We start from the raw sequence: 19,479 nt of genomic DNA, 5'->3' as shown, positions 1-19,479 counted from the left end.
TGACTGCGCTCGTTACCGGAGATCCTATGCGCTTCAAACTGCTCGCAGCCGCCATCCTGCTCACGGCGCCCGCGCTCGTCCTCGCCAAACCGCTGACCGTCTGCACCGAATCGAGCCCCGACGGCTTCGACGTCGTGCAGTTCAATTCGCTCGTTACGACCAATGCATCGGCGGATGTGATCTTCAACTCGCTGGTGTCGTTCGATGAAGCCGCGAAGAAGGTCGTGCCCGCGCTCGCCGACAAGTGGGAAGTGAGCCCCGACGGCCTGACCTACACGTTCCACCTGCGCCCGAACGTGCAGTTCCAGACCACCGACTACTTCAAGCCCACCCGCGCGCTGAATGCCGACGACGTGATCTTCACGTTCGACCGCATGCTCAACGACAGCAATCCGTGGCACAAGGTGGCCGGCGCGAGCGGCTTCCCTCACGCGCAATCGATGGGGCTGCCGAAGCTGATCAAGGCGATCACCAAGGTCGACGACAACACGGTCAAGTTCGAGTTGAACGAACCGAACGCGACCTTCGTGTCGATCCTGACGATGGGCTTCGCGTCGATCTATTCGGCCGAGTACGCGGACCAGTTGCTGAAGGCCGGCAAGCAGGTCGAGCTGAACGCGCAGCCGATCGGCACCGGCCCGTTCGTGCTGAAGAGCTATACGAAAGACGCGGTGATCCGTTACGACGCGAACCCGACCTACTGGGGGCCGAAGCCGAAGATCGAGCGCCTGATCTACGCGATCACGCCGGACGCGACCGTGCGCGCGCAGAAGGTGAAGGCTGGCGAATGCCAGATCGCGCTGTCGCCGAAGCCGCAGGATCTCGCCGACGCGAAGAACGACAAGGCGCTCTCGATCGTGCAGACGCCCGCGTTCATGACGGCCTTCGTCGCGCTGAACACGCAGCAGAAGCCGCTCGACAACCAGAAGGTGCGCGCCGCGCTGAACATGGCGTTCGACCGCACGACGTATCTGAAGACCGTGTTCGACAACACCGCGACGCCGGCCGTGAACCCGTTCCCGCCGAATACGTGGAGCTACAACCGCTCGATCAAGGGCTGGCCGTACGACCCGGCGAAGGCGAAGCAACTGCTCGCCAACGCGGGCTTTCCGAACGGCTTCGAAACGACCATCTGGGTGCGTCCGAACGGCAGCGTGCTGAATCCGAATCCGAAGGCCGGCGCCGAACTGCTGCAGGCCGACTTCGCGAAGATCGGCGTGAAGGCGGAAGTCAAGGTGATCGAATGGGGCGAGCTGATCAAGCAGGCAAAGCAAGGCCAGCATGACTCGCTGTTCATGGGCTGGGCCGGCGACAACGGCGATCCGGACAACTATCTGTCGCCGCTCTTCAGTTGCAACGCGGTGAAGTCGGGCATCAACTTCGCGCGTTTCTGCGATCAGGATCTCGACAAGCTGATCGCCGACGGCAAAGCCACGGCCGATATCTCCAAGCGTACGAAGGCATATGAAGCCGCGCAGCAGATCATCCACGACGAAGCGCTGTGGATCCCGCTCGGCTATCCGACCGCCGCCGCGATCACGCGTACCAACGTGAGCGGGTATCACGTGAGTCCGTTTGGGCGGCAGAATTTTGGCGCGGTGGTGGTGCAGTGATTTCGCGCTGCGGCTGATTCAAGCTGGGCGCGTCAGTAAAAAGCCCGGTTGCGTGGAAGCGCAACCGGGCTTTTTTATCGGCGAATCGAATTGAACCGGATCACACCGCCGCGAACCGAATCACCCCGTCGGCATCCTGCGTCCGCTTCAATTCCCCCGATCGCCACAGCAGATGCAAATGCGCGAGCGCCTCGCCCAGCGCGAACGTCATCTGATGGATATCGAGCTGGCGCTTGAACATCAACGGCACGATATCGGCGGCGCTGCGCGGCTTTTCCGCGCACGCTTCGCGCACTTCGGCGAGCCGCGCGACGTGGTGCTCGCGCAGTTGCCGAATGCGCGTGCGCACGCCGCGAAACGGCTTGCCATGCGACGGCAGCACCAGGGTCTCCTCAGGCATCGTCTCGTAGCGGCCGAGCGACTCCAGATACAGTTCGAGCGGCGAGCCTTCAGGCTCGATATCGAACACCGACACGTTGGTCGAAATGCGCGGCAGCACCATGTCGCCGGAAATCAGCGTGCCGGTTTCCGCGCAGTACAGCGCGCAGTGTTCCGGCGAGTGGCCAAAGCCCGTCACCACGCGCCACGACCTGCCGCCGATCCTCACGTCCTCGGCTTCGCGCAAGCGGCGGTATTGCCTCGGAATCGCCGGCACGAGGGTCGTGTAATAGCTCTCGCGATTGCGCAGCTTGTCGAGCGATTCGGCGTCGTTCAGACCATGCCGCGCGAAGTGCCGCGCCGCGGCCTCACCGCCCGCGTTCGAGCCGTCGCCGGTCGCCATCACACGCGCCTGCATGTATTCGCCGAGCGTCATCCACAGCCGCGCGTCCCAACGCTGCTTATCGCCGCCGCCGCACACCCAGTGCGCGAGGCCGATGTGATCCGGATGGCAATGCGTGACGATCACGCGCAGCACCGGCAGCCCATCGAGCACCGAGTCGAACACGCTCTCCCAATTCGCTTTGATGGTGTCCGACGTAATACCGCAATCGACCACGGTCCAGCCTTGCTGTCCGTCGATCTCATCGCGCAGCAGCCACAGGTTGATATGGTCGAGCGCGAACGGCAGCGGCATGCGCAGCCACAGCACGCCGGGCGCGACTTCCATCGTGCGGCCCGAATCGGGCATCGTGTCGTTGAAGGGGTATTGGAGTTGATGTTCGAGTGCATTCATGGGGACTGTCTTCCTCCGACGACCCTCCGGCATGGCGAGGTGTGCGATGCCGGTCGGCCTGGTTGTGGTTGCTTTCCGCTCAGGTTGACGATAACGTAAACGTCGATTCTATCGTCCAATCCGGTTTTGTGCCGGCCAAGCGGCCACGAGATGTCCCGATGAATACGCAATACACGATCACCGAACTCGCGCGCGAATTCGACGTCACGCCACGCGCGATCCGTTTCTACGAAGATCAGGGTTTACTCTCGCCGAGCCGCGAGGGCTCGAGCGGCTTGCGGCGCGTCTATTCGGGCCGCGACCGCACGCGTCTGAAGCTCACGCTGCGCGGCAAGCGGCTTGGCTTCACGCTGTCGGAGATCCGCGACCTGCTCGACGTCTACGAGTCGCCGACCGACACCGTGCCGCAGTTGCATGCGTTTCTCGCGACGGTCACGCGTCATCGCGAAGTGCTCGAACGCCAGCGCGAAGATCTCGACGCGACGCTCGAAGATCTCGCGCAATACGAGGCGCAGGCGCGCGCGCTGCTCGACGGCGCGAGGCATGACGCGAAGCCTGCCTGAATTGGCCTGAAGCTGCCTGACTCTGACCGGCGTTTGCGGAGCGCGCGTGATGAATCACTTCCCCAAGCTGTTATCGTCGCAAATCGGTTTCGACGTCGCGCAAACGATGCTCGAAGGGTTCGACCGTCACTATCGGATCTTTCGCGACGCGGCGATCCATGCGAAGACGCTGTTCGAAGCCGGCGACTGGCACGGCCTGCAAACACTCGCGCGCGAGCGCATCACGTCGTACGACGATCGCGTGCACGAATGCGTGCAACTGCTCGAAGACGAGTACGACGCGGAGAACATCGACGGCGATGTGTGGCAGCAGATCAAGCTGCACTATATCGGCCTTCTGACCACGCACCGTCAGCCCGAATGCGCGGAGACGTTTTTTAATTCGGTCTCCTGCAAGATCCTGCATCGCTCCTATTTCAACAACGATTTCATTTTCGTGCGCCCCGCAATCTCGACCGAATACATCGAGAACGACGAGCCGGCCGCGAAGCCGACCTATCGTGCGTATTACCCCGGTACCGATGGACTTGCCGCGACGCTCGAGCGGGTCGTCACGAACTTCCAGCTCGATCTGCCGTTCGAGGATCTGACGCGCGACGTCGCCTGCGTGATGCAGTCGATTCACGAAGCATTCGGCGTGTTCGACGAAGCGCCGAATTTCCAGATTCACGTATTGTCGTCGCTGTTTCATCGCAACAAGGCCGCGTATATCGTCGGGCGCATCATCAATGGCGACGCGCTGCTGCCGTTCGCGGTGCCGCTGCGGCACGTGAAACCGGGCGTGCTCGCGCTCGACACGGTGCTGCTCAAACGCGAGCAGTTGCTGATCATCTTCAGCTTCTCGCACTCGTATTTTCTGGTCGACATGGAAGTGCCGTCCGCGTATGTCGAGTTTCTGCGCACCGTGATGCCGGGCAAGCCGAAGGCGGAAATCTATACGTCGGTGGGTCTGCAGAAACAGGGCAAGAATCTGTTCTATCGCGATCTGCTGCATCACCTCAAGCATTCGAGCGACCGCTTCATCGTTGCCCCCGGCATCAAGGGGCTCGTGATGCTGGTGTTCACGTTGCCGTCGTTTCCGTACGTGTTCAAGCTGATCAGGGACAATTTTCCGCCGCCGAAGGAAACCACACGCGCGCAGATCCAGCAGAAGTATCTGCTCGTCAAACGTCACGACCGGCTCGGCCGCATGGCCGACACGCTCGAATATTCGAGCGTCGCGCTGCCGCTCGCGCGGCTCGACGAAACGCTGTTGCGCGAACTCGAGAAGGAAGTGCCGTCGCTGCTCGAGTATGAAGGCGAGAACCTCGTGATTCGCCATATGTACATCGAGCGACGCATGGTGCCGCTCAATCTGTTCCTGCAGAACGGCAACGACGACGACGTCGAGCACGGCATCAAGGAATACGGCAACGCGGTGAAGGAGCTGATGCAGGCGAACATCTTCCCCGGCGACATGCTGTACAAGAACTTCGGCGTCACGCGCCATGGCCGCGTCGTGTTCTACGACTACGACGAGATCGAATACCTGACCGACTGCAATGTGCGCGCGGTGCCGCCGCCGCGCAACGAGGAAGACGAAATGTCGGACGAGCCGTGGTACGCGGTCGGCCCGCACGATATTTTCCCGGAGACGTACGGCACGTTCCTGCTCGGCGATCCACGCGTGCGGCGCTCGTTCATGCGGCATCACGCGGATTTCTTCGAACCTGCTTTGTGGCAGCAGCACAAGGATTCATTGTTGAAGGGCGAGCTGCCCGACTTTTTCCCGTATGACCAGAGCGTGCGCTTTTGCGTGCGTTATCCGGAGCGATTCGCCGAGGCGCCCGATGCGCCGGCGGACGTACCCGATGTGCGCGTGGCCTGCTGAATCCCACGAGGGTTCGCAGCAGGCAACGCGCGGCAGTAGCCACCCAAGCTATGACCAAGGAGCTCGAACATGAGTGACGCAAACCACAGTGGTATCAACGCCGATCCGATCGTGATCGTCAGCGCGGCGCGTACGCCGATGGCCGGTTTTCAAGGCGACTTCGCGTCGCTGACGGCGCCCCAGCTCGGCGCTGTCGCGATCAAGGCAGCGGTAGAGCGCGCGGGGCTGAAGCCCGAGCAGATCGACGAGGCGGTGATCGGCTGCGTGCTGCCCGCCGGCCTCGGCCAGGCGCCCGCGCGCCAGGCCGCGCTCGGCGCCGGTCTGCCGCTCGCCACCGGCTGCACGACGGTCAACAAGATGTGCGGCTCCGGCATGCGCGCGGCGATGTTCGCGCACGACATGCTGGCCGCGGGCTCGCTCGACGTGATCGTCGCGGGCGGCATGGAGAGCATGACGAACGCGCCGTATCTGCTGCCGAAAGCGCGCAACGGCATGCGCATGGGCCACGGCCAGGTGCTCGACCACATGTTCTACGACGGCCTCGAAGACGCGTACGACAAGGGCCGTCTGATGGGCACGTTCGCCGAGGAATGCGCGGCGTCGTTCGACTTCACGCGCGAGGCGCAGGACGCGTTCGCGGTCGAGTCGCTGAACCGCGCTAAGCGCGCGAACGAGGACGGTTCGTTCGACTGGGAAATCGCGCCGGTCACCGTCGCGGCCCGCAAGGGCGACGTCACGATCGCGCGCGACGAGCAGCCGTTCAAGGCCAACCTCGACAAGATCCTTACGCTGAAGCCCGCGTTCAGCAAGACCGGCACCGTGACGGCGGCGAACTCGTCGTCGATCTCGGACGGCGCGGCCGCGCTCGTGATGATGCGCGAATCGACCGCGAAACGGCTCGGCGTCACGCCGCTCGCGCGCGTCGTCGGTCATTCGACCTTCGCACAGGAGCCCGCGAAGTTCACCACCGCGCCGGTCGGCGCGATCCGCAAGCTGTTCGAGAAGAACGGCTGGCGCGCCGGCGACGTCGATCTGTACGAGATCAACGAAGCGTTCGCAGTCGTCACGATGGCCGCGATGAAGGAACACGATTTGCCGCACAACAAGGTCAACGTGAACGGCGGTGCGTGCGCGCTCGGCCATCCGATCGGCGCCTCGGGTGCGCGCATTCTCGTCACGCTGATCGGCGCGTTGAAAAAGCGCGGTCTGAAGCGCGGCGTCGCGACGCTGTGTATCGGCGGCGGCGAGGCGACCGCGATGGGTATCGAACTGATCTGAAGCGTCGATAAAACTTCGAGGAATACGATGAAAACAGTGTTGATCGTCGGTGCGTCGCGTGGCATCGGCCAGGAATTCGTGCGGCAGTACAGAAAGAGCGGCTGGCGCGTGCTCGCCACCGCGCGCGACGTCGCCGCGCTCGACGCGCTCAACGAACTCGGCGCCGAAACCTTCGCGCTCGACGTCACCGCGCCCGAAGAAATCGCGGCGCTCGGCTGGAAGCTCGACGGCGAACGGCTCGATGCGGCGATCCTGGTGTCGGGCGTGTATGGCCCGCGCACCGAAGGCATCGAGACGATCACCGCCGAGGACTTCGATCACGTGATGCACACCAACGTGCGTGGCCCGATGCAGTTGCTGCCGATCCTGCTGCCGCTCGTCGAGGAAGCGGACGGCGTGCTCGCGGTGATTTCGAGCCGCATGGGCAGCATCGCCGATGCGAGCGGCACGACCGGCTGGCTGTATCGCGCGAGCAAGGCTGCGCTGAACGACGTGCTGAAGCTCGCGTCACTCGACGCGCAGCGCGCGACCTGCGTGTCGCTGCATCCCGGCTGGGTGCGCACCGACATGGGCGGCGCGCAGGCCGCGCTCGATCCGGTGCGCAGCGTCGCCGGCATGCGCGAGGTGCTGGCGCAGGCGGCGGCATCGCGCGACGCGTTTCACGGCCGCTTCTTTCAGCACGACGGCACGCAGCTCGACTGGTAGCCAACGACATTGCATGGGGCCGGCGTGCGTGCTGAAGCATCGACGCCGGTCGACAGGAGACACGCTCATGGTGCTTGACCAGGATCACCTGATGGTGCGCGACGCGCTGCGCACCTTCGTGCGCGAAGCGATCACGCCGTACGCGGCGCAATGGGATCGCGAGCGCACCTTTCCGCGCGACGTGCACCGCCAACTCGCGGAGCTCGGCGCTTATGGCGTGCTGGTGCCCGAAACGTACGGCGGCGCCGGCATGGATGCGCTCGCGCTCGCGCTGATTCTCGAAGAAATCGCGGCCGGCGACGGCGGCACGTCGACCGCGATCTCAGTCAACAACTGCCCGGTGTGCAGCATCCTGCTCACCTATGGCAACGACGCACAGAAGCGCGACTGGCTCACGCCGCTCGCGCGCGGCGAGATGCTCGGCGCGTTCTGCCTGACCGAGCCGCAAGCGGGGTCGGACGCATCGGCGCTGCGCACCACCGCGACGCGAGACGGCGATGCGTACGTGCTGAATGGCGTCAAGCAGTTCATCACGAGCGGCAAGAACGGCGACGTCGCGATCGTGATGGCCGTCACCGACAAGGCCGCCGGCAAGCGCGGCATCAGCGCGTTCATCGTGCCCACCGGCACGCCGGGCTACGTGGTCGCGCGTGTCGAGGACAAGCTCGGTCAGCATTCGTCGGATACCGCGCAGATCGTGTTCGAGGAGTGCCGCGTGCCGGCCGCGAACCTGATCGGCGCGCAAGGCGAAGGCTACCGGATCGCGCTGTCGGGTCTCGAAGGCGGGCGCATCGGTATCGCCGCGCAAAGCGTCGGCATGGCGCGCGCCGCGTTCGAGGCGGCGCTGACTTACGCGAAAGAACGTGAGAGCTTCGGCGCGCCGCTGTTCTCGCATCAGGCGGTGCAGTTCCGTCTCGCCGACATGGCGACGCAACTCGAAGCCGCACGTCAATTGATCTGGCACGCGGCGTCGCTGAAGGACGCGGGCCAGCCGTGTCTGACCGAAGCCGCGATGGCGAAGCTGTTTGCCTCCGAAGCGGCCGAGCGCATCTGCTCGGCCGCGTTGCAGATTCACGGCGGCTACGGTTATCTGAGCGACTTCCCGGTCGAGCGGATTTACCGCGACGTGCGCGTGTGCCAGATCTATGAAGGCACCAGCGACATCCAGAAGATCCTGATCGCTCGCGCGCTCAACTGAAATTCCCATGAACAAGCCATTGTTGTCACAGCAAAGACCTGTGGACTGTCCGTGCGGCGGTGCCACGCCCGACGCACGCGGGGGCACCGCGGCCAAAGCTCCGCGTTTCGCGCAATGCTGCGGCCGCTACATCGACGGCGGCGAAGCGGCGCCGCGCGCGCTCGAACTGATGCGCTCGCGTTATAGCGCGTACGTGCTCGGTGCAACCGACTATCTGCGCGCGACGTGGGACCCCCGCACCTGCCCCGCCGATCTCGACACCGATCCCACCGCGCCCGACGCACCCCGTTGGCTCGGACTGCAGATCAAAGCGTTCGCTGAAAGCGATGCCGATCACGCGAGCGTCGAATTCATCGCCCGCTACAAAGTGGGGGGACGTGCGCACCGGTTGCATGAATTGAGCCGCTTCCTCCGTGGCGATGATGGCCGCTGGCGATATGTCGATGGCGATGTCAACGAGTAGATGACCAGCCCGTAGCGATTAAGTAATCGCTGCATTACACGACGAAGCTTTCTCGTGTCTTTCGCCGCCTCACAACAGGATTCATAAAAGGCCCTTTTTTAAGGGCTTTTTTGCGTCCGGCTCACGCGTTTTTTCCGTTGGCCTCGCACCACAGCACTTACACGACCTTTACTCGCCGCTTCCCGCCACATGTCTCCGGGCCTTGCCCGGCAAGGCTTTGAAGCCTCGTTCGCACATGCAGCAATTTTTGCGTCGCGGGTTCTCCTTGATTGCACAAAACAAAATTGTCGTGCCAGTATGAGTCCGTAGTTTCATGACGTCACATTGCGAGAGCGGGTCATACCTGCTCCGCAACATGCAAAGGAAGCCTGGCCGGCCGCTGATCGAAAGCGCGCCGCGCGGACTCCGGCAGCATTGAGTGACGCTCATCCTCGGCGCGTGGGGTCGCGTCGGCCGTTGGGTTCATCCCGTGCGATCTCGATTTGCGTGCGTGCGCTTCCCGCACAACGTACGCGAGTGAGTCTGTTTGTGTCGAAAACGCGAACGAAAGCTGAATGTCAGCAGCGTTTTGCGCAACCGGACAGCGCGGAGTTCAGGACAGGTCTTTCAAGCAGGTGCGTCGATGGTGTTGAGCAAGGTTCTGACGAAGTGTGCGGCGATCTGCGCCGCGGCCACGTGTGCTGTCACGATCGCGCACGCCGATCCGCTCGCCTACTCGTCCTCTTCGGTACAGAACGCGACGCCGACCAGCGACACCCTGGGACCGCTGTCGCGCGCCCGCGTGCCGCGCATCGCGCTCGACGACGATGTCTACCTGCCCACCGCTCACCTGAACGAAAAGATCATCCGCGTGCCGGTCGACGCCGACGGCACCGTCACGCTCGAAACCACGATCTACAAGCCGGACGGCGCAGGCCCGTTCCCGATGATCGTGTTCAACCACGGCAAGATTCCGGGCGACCCGCGCACGCAGGAACGCAGCGATCCGCTGCCGTTCGCGCGCGAATTCGTGCGCCGCGGCTACGTGGTCGTCGCGCCGAACCGCCAGGGCTTCGGTCACTCGGACGGCGTGTACGAGCAGGACGGATGCGATGTCGAGCGCAATGGCCTCGGCCAGGCCGGAGACGTCGCCGCGACGATCGATTACATGTCGAAGCAACCTTATGTCGACGCGGCGCACATCGCGGTGGCAGGCACCTCGCATGGCGGTCTCGCGACGATCGCATACGGCACGGAAGCGGCGCCCGGTGTGCGCGCGCTGATCAATTTCTCGGGCGGCCTCCGCCAGGACGCCTGCGAAGACTGGCAAGGCAATCTGACGCGCGCATTCGGTGCGTACGGCGAGAAGACCGCGGTGCCGTCGCTGTGGCTGTACGGCGATAACGATTCGGTGTGGAACGCGCCGCTCGTCGCGGGCATGTACGCCGCGTACCGCGCACACGGCGCGAGCGTGAAGATGGTCGACTTCGGCAACTACAAGAACGACGCGCATCGGCTGGTGGGTGACCGCGACGGCGTGCACGTGTGGTGGCCGGCCGTCGAAGCGTTCCTCGCGCGCGCCGGTATGCCGACGGCCGTGCAGTATCACGTCGCCGATCCGGCCGCGCCGAAGGCAACCGACTTCGCCTCACTCGACGCGGTCGACGCGGTGCCGTTCCTCGACAACGAGGGCCGCAATGGCTATCGCAACTTCCTGCATCAGTATCCGAGCCGCGCGTTCGCGGTGTCGGATTCGGGCGCGTGGTCGTGGGCCGAGGGTGGCGACGATCCGATGAAGGTAGCGGTGGCGAATTGCCAGAAGCAGAGCTCCGATCCGTGCCGGCTGTATGCGGTCGATAACTCGGTCGTGTGGGGCAACCAGAACTCGCAGACGGCGGATGCGGATGGTGCCGATGAGAATGGCCGGCGCGCGATTGCGAGCCGGGAGTGAGGGACGCATAGCGCTTGGATTCGAGTTCGCTTCCGCCGTATCGAAGGCCCGCTGATTCAGCGGGCTTTTTTGCTTTTGCATCGCCATTGCACCATCACCGCGGCGCGCGTCCGCGCCACGCGCCCGCAAAAAGCACCCCCTCACCGCAAGTTCCCGCCAGTAAGAGCCCATTACTTTGACGTCGCTATCTACGTCGATTTGCGAGCTTCCATCCCGAAGTGAAACGAGTTGCGTCGAACAGCGCCAAACCTCGATGCCACCGCGAAAAACGCCCTTTTTGCCGTTGATGCGCGCGAGCAAATAAACCGCTAATCTCGACCCCGCGCACTCGCCGAGGCTCGTCTGCCGCGGGCGGCAATGGTCTGCGGAACAGCGTGAAAGCCCTCCAGAAAAGGGCTTGAAAACGCCCTCGCGCGTGCGTGGCAAAAAAGCACCCTGGAGTACCTCTTTGGAAAAATCAGCAGCCCTCCCGGTCGCCCCTGAAGATTGGGTCGCCCGCAGCCTGCGCGCGGTGTGGCATCCGTGCACGCAGATGAAGCACCACGAACGTCTGCCGCTGATCCCCGTCGCGCGCGGTCAAGGCGCGTGGCTGTACGATCGGGCCGGTCGTCGCTATCTCGACGCAATCAGCTCGTGGTGGGTCAATCTGTTCGGTCACGCGAACCCGAGCATCAACGCGGCGCTGAAAGATCAGCTCGACACGCTCGAACACGCCATGCTCGCCGGCTGCACGCACGAGCCCGCCGTCGAACTCGCGGAACGTCTGCACGCGTTGACCGGCAACACGCTCGGCCACGCGTTCTTCGCGTCGGATGGCGCGTCGGCGGTCGAGATCGCGCTGAAGATGAGCTTTCACAGCTGGCGCAACCGGGGCTACGCCGACAAGCAGGAATTCGTCTGCATTGCCAACAGCTACCACGGCGAGACGATCGGCGCGCTCGGCGTGACCGACGTCGCGCTATTCAAGGACGCCTACGATCCGCTGATTCGTCACGCGCACGTCGTCGCGTCGCCCGATGCGCGGCTCGCGCAAGCGGGCGAAACCGCCGACGACGTCGCGCGCCGCGCGCTCGACAATGTGCGCGCGTTGTTCGAGGCGCGCGCGAACCGCATCGCCGCGCTGATCGTCGAGCCGCTGGTGCAATGCGCCGCCGGCATGGCGATGCACGACGCGTCGTATGTGGCCGGATTGCGCGCGCTGTGCGACCAGTACGGCGTGCATCTGATCGCCGACGAAATCGCGGTCGGCTGCGGCCGCACCGGCACGTTCTTCGCATCCGAACAGGCTGGCGTGTGGCCGGACTTCCTGTGTCTGTCTAAGGGCATCAGCGGCGGCTATCTGCCGCTGTCGATCGTGCTGTCGCGCGACGAGATCTTCGCGGCCTTCTATCACGACGACACCGCGCGCGGCTTCCTGCACTCGCATTCGTACACCGGCAATCCGCTCGCATGCCGCGCCGCGCTCGCGACGCTCGATCTGTTCGCGAGCGACGACGTGCTCGCTAGCAACGCACGCAAATCGGCAACTCTGAAAGCCGCGCTCGCGCCGCTTGCGGAGCACCCGCAGGTGCGCAATCTGCGTCAGCGCGGCACGATCTTCGCGTTTGATACGGCGATCGACGATCCTCAGCAAGCCAAAACATTCTCGCGCCGCTTCTTCGAAAACGCGCTGCAGCGCGAGCTATTGCTGCGCCCGATCGGTACCACCGTGTACCTGATGCCGCCTTACATCCTCGACGACGAAGAACTCGCGCTGCTGGCCGCGCGCACGCGTGACACCTTCGACGCCACGCTCGCGGAGGCCCGCTGATGCATCTGCTCGACACACTTGCCGAAGGCCTGAAGGAAATCGACGCGCGCGGCCTGCGCCGGCGCCGCCGCACCGCTGACACGCCGTGTGCCGCGCACATGACGGTCGACGGCCGCGACATCATCGGCTTCGCGAGCAACGACTACCTGGGCCTCGCCGCGCATCCGCGGCTGATCGACGCGATCGCCGAAGGCGCGCGCCTGTATGGCGCGGGCAGCGGCGGCTCGCATCTGCTCGGCGGTCATTCGCGCGCGCATGCGCAACTCGAAGACGATCTCGCGGCATTCGCCGGCGGCTTCGTCGACGATGCCCGCGCGCTGTATTTCAGCACCGGCTATATGGCGAATCTCGCGACGCTGACCGCGCTCGCTGGCCGCGGCACGACGCTGTTCTCCGACGCGCTCAATCACGCGTCGCTGATCGATGGCGCGCGACTGTCGCGCGCCGATGTGCAGATCTACCCACACTGCGATGTGGATGCATTGAGCGCGATGCTCGAAGCATCGGAGGCGGACGTCAAGGTGATCGTCTCCGATACCGTGTTCAGCATGGACGGTGACATCGCACCGCTGCCACGTCTGCTCGAACTCGCGGAGCGGCACGGCGCATGGCTGATCGTCGACGATGCGCACGGCTTCGGCGTGCTCGGTCCGCAAGGCCGCGGCGCGATCGCGCAAGCCGCGCTGCGCTCGCCGCATCTGATCTCGATCGGCACACTCGGCAAAGCGGCCGGCGTGTCGGGCGCGTTCGTCGTCGCGCATGCGACCGTGATCGAATGGCTGGTGCAGCGTGCGCGTCCGTATATCTTCACGACCGCGTCGGTGCCGGCGGCCGCGCACGCGGTGTCGGCGAGTCTGCGCATCATCGGTGGCGAAGAAGGCGATGCGCGCCGCGCGCATCTCCAGCAACTGATCGAGCGCACGCGCGCGATGCTGAAAGCCACGCCGTGGCTGCCCGTCGATTCGCACACGGCCGTGCAGCCGCTCGTCATCGGCGCGAACGATGCGACGCTCGACATCGCCGCGTCGCTCGATCGCGCGGGTCTGTGGGTGCCCGCGATCCGTCCGCCGACCGTGCCGACCGGCACGTCGCGCCTGCGCATCTCGCTGTCAGCCGCGCACTCGCATGCGGATCTCGACCGGCTCGAAGCCGGCCTGCAACAGCTTGGAGAGCGCGCGGCATGAGCAATCTGAATCACGCTGACGGCGCGCTGTCGTTGTTCGTCACCGGTACCGATACGGAGATCGGCAAGACCTTCGTGTCGTCGGCGCTATTGCGCGGCTTCGTGCGCGAAGGCCTGCAGGCGGCAGCGATGAAGCCGATCGCGGCGGGCGCATTCGAGGTGAACGGCGTGCAGCACAACGAGGACGCGGATCAACTCGATGCCGCATCGAGCGTGCTGTTGCCGCCTGCGATGCGCACGCCGTATCTGTTGAAAGAACCCGCTGCGCCGCACATCGCGGCCGCGCTCGAAAACGTCTCGTTCGATCTCGAGCACATCGTCGCGTGCCACGGGGAGGCGCTGAAGCTTGCCGATGTCGTCGTCGTCGAAGGTGTCGGCGGTTTTCGCGTGCCGTTGACCGCGACGCAGGACACCGCCGATCTCGCCGTCGCGCTGAAGCTGCCGGTGGTGCTGGTGGTCGGCATGCGGCTCGGCTGCATCAGCCACGCGCTGCTGACCGCAGAAGCGATCGCCGCACGCGGTCTGACGCTCGCGGGCTGGGTCGCGAATCGCATCGACCCGGACATGACGTTCCCCGACGAGAACATCGCGTCGATTCGCACGCATCTCGCGCAAGCGTACGACGCGCCGTTGCTCGGAATCGTGCCGCATCTCAGCCCGCTGTCGCCGGAGCGCGCGGCCGAGCAACTCGACATTCGACGGCTTCTGCAGACGCTGCGCCAATTGCGCGCGGCATAGCGCTGCCCGCCGCGCCGAACCCCATTTCATCCGTACACGAGGATCGATCACATGACACAACTGAACATCGCTGCAGACGCCGCCGACACCATCGCCGCCAACAACAATCCGACTTCCGCCGCCATTGAAGCCAAGCCGCTCGCGCGCTGGCGCGTCGCGGATATCGTCGCGTTGTACGAACTGCCGTTCAACGATCTGCTATTCCGCGCGCAGCAAACGCATCGCGAGCATTTCGACGCGAACGCCGTGCAACTGTCGACGCTGCTGTCGATCAAGACCGGCGGCTGCGAAGAGGATTGCGCGTACTGTCCGCAATCGGTGCACCACGACACGGGCCTCGCCGCCGACAAGCTGATGCCGGTCGACGAAGTGCTCGCCGCCGCGAAGCTCGCGAAAGACAACGGCGCGACGCGCTTCTGCATGGGCGCCGCGTGGCGCAATCCGAAGGACCGCCATCTCGAGCCGATCAAGGACATGATCCGCGGCGTGAAGGCGATGGGCCTCGAAACCTGCGTGACGCTCGGCATGCTCGAAACGCACCAGGCACAGGCGCTGCGCGATGCGGGTCTCGACTATTACAACCACAACCTCGATACGTCGCCGGAGTTCTACGGCCAGATCATTTCGACGCGCACCTACCAGGATCGTCTCGACACGCTCGAGCGCGTGCGCGACGCGGGCATCAACGTTTGCTGCGGCGGCATCGTCGGGATGGGCGAATCGCGTCGCGAGCGCGCAGGGCTGATCGCGCAGCTCGCGAACATGGAGCCGTATCCGGAATCGGTGCCGATCAACAATCTGGTGCAGGTACAAGGCACGCCGCTGACCGGCACCGAACCGATCGACCCGTTCGAATTCGTGCGCACGATCGCGATTGCGCGCATCACGATGCCTCGCGCGATGGTGCGTCTATCGGCCGGCCGCGAGCAGATGGACGAGGCGTTGCAGGCGATGTGCTTCCTCGCGGGTGCGAATTCGATTTTCTACGGCGACCAGTTGCTGACCACGAGCAATCCGCAGGCGGAAGCGGACCGCAAGCTGCTCGCGCGTCTGGGCATTCGCGCTGAAGCGGCGCAGCAGATGCCGGTGGAGCGGAGTGAGTGCGAGCGTGGGTGTGGAGATAAGGACCATGGGGTGACGAACTGAGCTGAGGAGCCAATGGCGAAGTTGCATGGAGGAGGCGTGCGTGAGTAAGAAGACTGCCTCGTAGCCCGCCGACTAAATGGCACCCCGAAGGTTCGGTATTGATCCAACCTTCGGGTGCGTTTCACGGCGAAGCGTTGCTTACCCATTCAAGATGCGCAAGCAACTACAAATCGCGTCAAATTCAGAATCGTCGCAATCGGTCTGATTTTAAAAAAATCACGATGCGGGTAGGGTGACTCTACTTCAGCCGATTGCCGGGGTCGGGAAACCGGAGAACATTACCGGAGCCGGTTGGGTCACGAAGGTCAAAGGCCGCACCGGCATCATCATGTTCGACGGCTACTGGCGCCGCGACACCGATCCGATTAGCAGTACGAGCGGCGGTCACATCGATCTATGGAACGGCAACAGGTTAACCGGTTTCGGCACCGGACTCAGAGTTAGCTGGAACATCGTCATTCCAGGTATCTGGTCGGACTTTCGAAATTCGAAAACGATTCTGTTCTTTCCCGTGAAATGAACCTTTTAAGAATCTTCGTCGGTGTCCCACTCGGAGCAGTTAGCGCTACGCTACTGTCGTGGCTTGGGCTCTTCCTATACGGTGTTTTTCTGCTGCACGGCAACGGAAGCCTGTTCGATGCTTCTCGCACGGCAGAAAACACTTTCCTGCTTCTCTGGTTTGCGTTGGCAGTTGTGAGTTCGATAGCCGGCGGTTATGTCGGCTACTCCAGGAAACACCACCAGGAGATCTAACGTCGTGTCATCGGCCAGAGTAGGCGGGCAATCGGATCCCTTCCTGTCGATGATGAAAACTCGTAGCTGGGTCTATGCGGTGTCAAGCGACACTCCGACGCTTGCCCACCTAGCGCTCAGCGCCACCACGCGGTCACACCAGCGCATGCTGCGGAATATCAACCGCCTCTTCGCGAAACCGCAGCGGCGCCGCGCAATGCACCAGCGTATCGATGAAGTACTTCGCACGCGGCCACGGTCCGAAGCCCGCCGCCGTGTTGATATGCCCCGCATCGCCGAGATTGACGAACGCACTGCCGAAGCGCTGCGCGAGATCGCGCGCGTCGGCGAGCGTCATCCACGGATCGGTTTCGCTGCCGATCAGGATCGACGGCACGCCCAGACGTCGCGCGTCGAACGGTCCCGCGAATTCGAACTTGCGCGGACTCGCGGGCGCGACGAACAGCACACCGGCCACGTCGCTCGGGAGCGCGCCCTGCTGCAACGCATGCGCGGTCGCGAGGCAGCCGAAGCTGTGGGCGGCCAGCACGAACGGGCCGCGCTCGCGCGCGAGCAGTTCGCGCAACGACTTCGCCCATCGCGCGAGATCGGGCGCATCCCAGTTGGCCTGCTCGACGCGCAACGAGCGCGCGAACTGCCGCTCCAGCCATGTTTGCCAATGCGCGCCTTCGCTGCCGCGCAGGCCGGGAACGGTGACGAGTCGTGGCGGCCAACTCGATCGGGTGCATGAAAGCATGTGCGTGCCTCGCTGCGCAGGGAATCCGGGCAGTCATTGTCCCGCGCGCTCGCGCGTCGATGAACCAAGTTTTTGTGCTTTCGTTATCGGGCGATCGAACAAATACGCGGGAACGCGCTAGCTCGGCGCCCACCACGGCATGCAGGTCGAAGCGCACGTCCGTGCGCAAACGCGCGCGATTTGCGTCGAAAAAGTAGAATGAGGCCTATCCATAACGGGAGGAGACCCGATGCCGCACGCGTCGTCCCATCGCCGCGGCGCGCTCACAGTCCGCCCCGCTCATGCTCACATCGACGCCGACGCATTCCGGACCGCATGAAAATACTCTTCTACGCACCGCACACCGAAGCCGCCGACTGGCTGCGCGACTTCGCGCGCGCTTTGCCCGCGGCCGAACTGCGCGAATGGCAGCCCGGCGACACCGCTCCCGCCGATTTCGCGGTGGTCTGGCGTCCGCCGCGCGAGATGCTGGCCGGCCGCACTACGCTGCGCGCGATCTTCAATCTCGGCGCCGGCGTCGATGCGATTCTCGCGCTCGAACGCGAGCACCCGGGCACATTGCCGCCCGAGGTGCCGTTGATTCGCCTCGAAGATACCGGCATGGGCGCGCAGATGGCCGAGTACGTGACGCATGCGGTGCTGCGCTATCTGCGCCGCTTCGACGAATATCAGGTCCTGCAAGCCGAGTGCCGCTGGAAAGTGCTCGAGCCGCATCCGCGCGCGACCTTCAACGTGGGCGTGCTCGGGCTCGGCGTGCTCGGCACGCACGTCGCGCAAACGCTCGCCTCGTTCGGCCTGCCGGTGCGCGGCTATAGCCGCAGCGCAAAGCAGATCGACGGCATCGCGACGTTCGCGGGCGACGCGCAGTTCGATAGCTTTCTCGACGGCGTGAAAGTGCTCGTCAATCTGCTGCCGCATACGCCCGACACTGAAAGCGTGCTGAACGCGCAAGTCTTCGCGAAGCTCGCGCACGGCGCGTACCTGATCAACGTCGCGCGCGGCGCGCATCTGGTCGAAACGGATCTGCTCGACGCGCTCGCGAGCGGCCAGCTCACCGCCGCGACGCTCGACGTGTTCCGCGAGGAACCGCTGCCCGCCGATCATCCGTTCTGGCGCGAGCCGCGCATCACGATCACGCCGCACACGTCGGCGCTGACGTTGCGCGAGGACAGCGTCGCGCAGGTCGTGGACAAGATCGGCGCGATGATGCGCGGCGAGCAGGTGAGCGGCGCCGTACAACTGGAACGCGGCTACTAAAGTGAAACCCGCGCTCGCGCGCGTCGCAGGCGCGCGGGTTGAATTGAATTGCAGCAACGCGGCAGCACCCATGCTGGATGGGACAGCGACAAAACCGCATCGGATCGGAGACACATCATGGCCTTACCGAAGCAAGTGAAAATCGTCGAAGTGGGTCCGCGCGACGGGCTGCAGAACGAGAAGGAATTCGTGCCGACCGCGACCAAGATCGAGCTGATCAACCGACTGTCGGCGGCAGGCTTTCGCAACGTCGAAGCGGCGTCGTTCGTGTCGCCGAAATGGGTGCCGCAGATGGCCGATGGCGCTGATGTGATGGCCGGCATCGAGCGCCGCGCCGGCACGATCTACTCGGTGCTGACGCCGAACCTGCGCGGCTTCGAAGGCGCGCTCGCCGCGCGCGCCGACGAGATCGTGATCTTCGGCGCGGCGAGCGAGGCGTTCTCGCAGAAGAACATCAACTGCAGCATCGCGGAGAGCATCGAGCGCTTCGCGCCGGTTGCGGCGGCGGCGAAAGAACATAAGCTGCGCATTCGCGGCAGCGTGTCGTGCGCGCTCGGCTGTCCGTATCAGGGTGAAGTGCCGGTCGCGTCGGTCGTCGACGTCGTCGAGCGTTTCGCCGCGCTCGGCTGCGACGAGATCGATATCGCCGACACGATCGGCGTCGGCACGCCGAAGCGCACTCGCGAAGTATTCGAGGCGGTCACCCAGGTGTTTCCGCGCGAGCATCTATCCGGACACTTCCACGACACCTATGGCCAGGCGCTCGCGAACATCTACGCGGCGCTGCTCGAAGGCGTCGAGATTTTCCATGCGTCGGTCGCGGGGCTCGGCGGTTGCCCGTATGCGAAGGGCGCGACCGGCAACGTCGCAACCGAAGACGTGCTGTATCTGATGAACGGCCTCGGCATCGAGACCGGCATCGACCTCGCGCAAGTGGTCGACATCGGCGACTTCATTTCCAATGCGATCGGCCGGGCCAACGTGTCACGGGCCGGCAAAGCGCTGCTCGCGAAGGCGCGCAGCGAAGCGAATACCTGCGTATGAGCGCTCCATCCATTTTCA

Annotated in this window: 17 protein-coding genes; 15 read left to right on the top strand and 2 right to left on the bottom strand. The window is 64.4% G+C overall.

Annotated features, from left to right (window positions below):
• Nucleotides 1-26 precede the first annotated feature (26 nt).
• The gene (locus EVC45_RS21735) at nucleotides 27-1,613 is read left to right on the top strand and encodes an ABC transporter substrate-binding protein (protein ID WP_129960300.1); all 1,587 of its coding nucleotides are present in this window, start codon (nucleotides 27-29) and stop codon (nucleotides 1,611-1,613) included.
• A gap of 100 nt (nucleotides 1,614-1,713) precedes the next feature.
• Here the strand turns inward: EVC45_RS21735 and EVC45_RS21730 are convergent, their stop codons facing one another.
• Nucleotides 1,714-2,787, bottom strand: a complete 1,074-nt coding sequence (locus tag EVC45_RS21730) for an MBL fold metallo-hydrolase (RefSeq protein ID WP_129960299.1) — start codon at nucleotides 2,785-2,787, stop codon at nucleotides 1,714-1,716.
• A 158-nt stretch (nucleotides 2,788-2,945) separates the two neighbouring features.
• Between EVC45_RS21730 and EVC45_RS21725 the strand changes: the two genes are divergently transcribed.
• From EVC45_RS21725 to EVC45_RS21665, 12 genes are all read left to right on the top strand, one after another.
• A complete protein-coding gene (locus EVC45_RS21725; RefSeq protein WP_129960298.1) occupies nucleotides 2,946-3,350 on the top strand; it encodes a MerR family DNA-binding transcriptional regulator in 405 nt (134 codons plus the stop codon).
• 49 nt (nucleotides 3,351-3,399) lie between these two features.
• Entirely contained in the window at nucleotides 3,400-5,220 is a 1,821-nt protein-coding gene (gene aceK, locus EVC45_RS21720) for a bifunctional isocitrate dehydrogenase kinase/phosphatase (protein WP_129960297.1), read from the top strand.
• Between the two features lie 69 nt (nucleotides 5,221-5,289).
• Nucleotides 5,290-6,498 carry an acetyl-CoA C-acetyltransferase gene (locus tag EVC45_RS21715; protein WP_129960296.1) on the top strand — a complete coding sequence of 403 codons (1,209 nt, stop codon included), beginning with the start codon at nucleotides 5,290-5,292 and terminating at the stop codon, nucleotides 6,496-6,498.
• Between the two features lie 27 nt (nucleotides 6,499-6,525).
• Complete coding sequence (locus tag EVC45_RS21710; RefSeq protein WP_129960295.1) at nucleotides 6,526-7,203, top strand: SDR family oxidoreductase; 678 nt, start codon at nucleotides 6,526-6,528, stop codon at nucleotides 7,201-7,203.
• A 67-nt stretch (nucleotides 7,204-7,270) separates the two neighbouring features.
• On the top strand, nucleotides 7,271-8,401 hold the full coding sequence (locus tag EVC45_RS21705) for an acyl-CoA dehydrogenase family protein (protein ID WP_129960294.1): 1,131 nt from the start codon (nucleotides 7,271-7,273) through the stop codon (nucleotides 8,399-8,401).
• Between the two features lie 7 nt (nucleotides 8,402-8,408).
• Entirely contained in the window at nucleotides 8,409-8,864 is a 456-nt protein-coding gene (locus EVC45_RS21700; protein ID WP_129960293.1) for a YchJ family protein, read from the top strand.
• Nucleotides 8,865-9,486: 622 nt separating this feature from the next.
• Entirely contained in the window at nucleotides 9,487-10,794 is a 1,308-nt protein-coding gene (locus EVC45_RS21690) for a dienelactone hydrolase family protein (RefSeq protein ID WP_129960291.1), read from the top strand.
• Nucleotides 10,795-11,242: 448 nt separating this feature from the next.
• A complete protein-coding gene (gene bioA / locus EVC45_RS21685; RefSeq protein WP_129960290.1) occupies nucleotides 11,243-12,604 on the top strand; it encodes an adenosylmethionine--8-amino-7-oxononanoate transaminase in 1,362 nt (453 codons plus the stop codon).
• On the top strand, nucleotides 12,604-13,788 hold the full coding sequence (bioF, locus tag EVC45_RS21680) for an 8-amino-7-oxononanoate synthase (RefSeq protein ID WP_129960289.1): 1,185 nt from the start codon (nucleotides 12,604-12,606) through the stop codon (nucleotides 13,786-13,788). The genes bioA and bioF overlap by 1 nt, the downstream gene beginning before the upstream one ends.
• On the top strand, nucleotides 13,785-14,525 hold the full coding sequence (gene bioD / locus EVC45_RS21675; RefSeq protein ID WP_129960288.1) for a dethiobiotin synthase: 741 nt from the start codon (nucleotides 13,785-13,787) through the stop codon (nucleotides 14,523-14,525). The genes bioF and bioD overlap by 4 nt, the downstream gene beginning before the upstream one ends.
• Before the next feature lie 51 nt (nucleotides 14,526-14,576).
• Nucleotides 14,577-15,671, top strand: coding sequence for a biotin synthase BioB (gene bioB, locus EVC45_RS21670; protein WP_129960287.1), 1,095 nt, complete (start codon nucleotides 14,577-14,579; stop codon nucleotides 15,669-15,671).
• A 232-nt stretch (nucleotides 15,672-15,903) separates the two neighbouring features.
• Entirely contained in the window at nucleotides 15,904-16,191 is a 288-nt protein-coding gene (locus EVC45_RS21665; RefSeq protein WP_248295210.1) for a T6SS effector amidase Tae4 family protein, read from the top strand.
• Between the two features lie 366 nt (nucleotides 16,192-16,557).
• Here EVC45_RS21665 and EVC45_RS21660 read toward each other — a convergent pair whose 3' ends face one another.
• Nucleotides 16,558-17,160: an alpha/beta hydrolase gene (locus tag EVC45_RS21660; RefSeq protein ID WP_129960286.1), complete on the bottom strand. Its 603-nt coding sequence runs from the start codon at nucleotides 17,158-17,160 to the stop codon at nucleotides 16,558-16,560.
• A gap of 315 nt (nucleotides 17,161-17,475) precedes the next feature.
• Between EVC45_RS21660 and EVC45_RS21655 the strand changes: the two genes are divergently transcribed.
• Both EVC45_RS21655 and EVC45_RS21650 read left to right on the top strand, forming a co-directional pair.
• Nucleotides 17,476-18,417: a glyoxylate/hydroxypyruvate reductase A gene (locus EVC45_RS21655; protein ID WP_129960285.1), complete on the top strand. Its 942-nt coding sequence runs from the start codon at nucleotides 17,476-17,478 to the stop codon at nucleotides 18,415-18,417.
• 117 nt (nucleotides 18,418-18,534) lie between these two features.
• The gene (locus EVC45_RS21650) at nucleotides 18,535-19,461 is read left to right on the top strand and encodes a hydroxymethylglutaryl-CoA lyase (protein WP_129960284.1); all 927 of its coding nucleotides are present in this window, start codon (nucleotides 18,535-18,537) and stop codon (nucleotides 19,459-19,461) included.
• Nucleotides 19,462-19,479: the final 18 nt, after the last annotated feature.

Source organism: Paraburkholderia sp. UYCP14C, assembly GCF_004197395.1.
Classification (GTDB): domain Bacteria; phylum Pseudomonadota; class Gammaproteobacteria; order Burkholderiales; family Burkholderiaceae; genus Paraburkholderia.
This window is presented reverse-complemented; position numbering and strand designations above follow the sequence as displayed.

What these genes read in the sequence shown, in the direction of transcription:
- EVC45_RS21730 (WP_129960299.1), bottom strand. Translation starts at nt 2,787, where the DNA reads ATGAATGCACTCGAACATCAACTCCAATACCCCTTCAACGACACGATG.
- EVC45_RS21660 (WP_129960286.1), bottom strand. Translation starts at nt 17,160, where the DNA reads ATGCTTTCATGCACCCGATCGAGTTGGCCGCCACGACTCGTCACCGTT.
- EVC45_RS21705 (WP_129960294.1), top strand. Translation starts at nt 7,271, where the DNA reads ATGGTGCTTGACCAGGATCACCTGATGGTGCGCGACGCGCTGCGCACC.
- bioB (WP_129960287.1), top strand. Translation starts at nt 14,577, where the DNA reads ATGACACAACTGAACATCGCTGCAGACGCCGCCGACACCATCGCCGCC.
- EVC45_RS21690 (WP_129960291.1), top strand. Translation starts at nt 9,487, where the DNA reads ATGGTGTTGAGCAAGGTTCTGACGAAGTGTGCGGCGATCTGCGCCGCG.
- EVC45_RS21725 (WP_129960298.1), top strand. Translation starts at nt 2,946, where the DNA reads ATGAATACGCAATACACGATCACCGAACTCGCGCGCGAATTCGACGTC.
- bioD (WP_129960288.1), top strand. Translation starts at nt 13,785, where the DNA reads ATGAGCAATCTGAATCACGCTGACGGCGCGCTGTCGTTGTTCGTCACC.
- EVC45_RS21650 (WP_129960284.1), top strand. Translation starts at nt 18,535, where the DNA reads ATGGCCTTACCGAAGCAAGTGAAAATCGTCGAAGTGGGTCCGCGCGAC.
- bioF (WP_129960289.1), top strand. Translation starts at nt 12,604, where the DNA reads ATGCATCTGCTCGACACACTTGCCGAAGGCCTGAAGGAAATCGACGCG.
- EVC45_RS21715 (WP_129960296.1), top strand. Translation starts at nt 5,290, where the DNA reads ATGAGTGACGCAAACCACAGTGGTATCAACGCCGATCCGATCGTGATC.
- EVC45_RS21700 (WP_129960293.1), top strand. Translation starts at nt 8,409, where the DNA reads ATGAACAAGCCATTGTTGTCACAGCAAAGACCTGTGGACTGTCCGTGC.
- EVC45_RS21735 (WP_129960300.1), top strand. Translation starts at nt 27, where the DNA reads ATGCGCTTCAAACTGCTCGCAGCCGCCATCCTGCTCACGGCGCCCGCG.
- EVC45_RS21655 (WP_129960285.1), top strand. Translation starts at nt 17,476, where the DNA reads ATGAAAATACTCTTCTACGCACCGCACACCGAAGCCGCCGACTGGCTG.
- EVC45_RS21710 (WP_129960295.1), top strand. Translation starts at nt 6,526, where the DNA reads ATGAAAACAGTGTTGATCGTCGGTGCGTCGCGTGGCATCGGCCAGGAA.
- aceK (WP_129960297.1), top strand. Translation starts at nt 3,400, where the DNA reads ATGAATCACTTCCCCAAGCTGTTATCGTCGCAAATCGGTTTCGACGTC.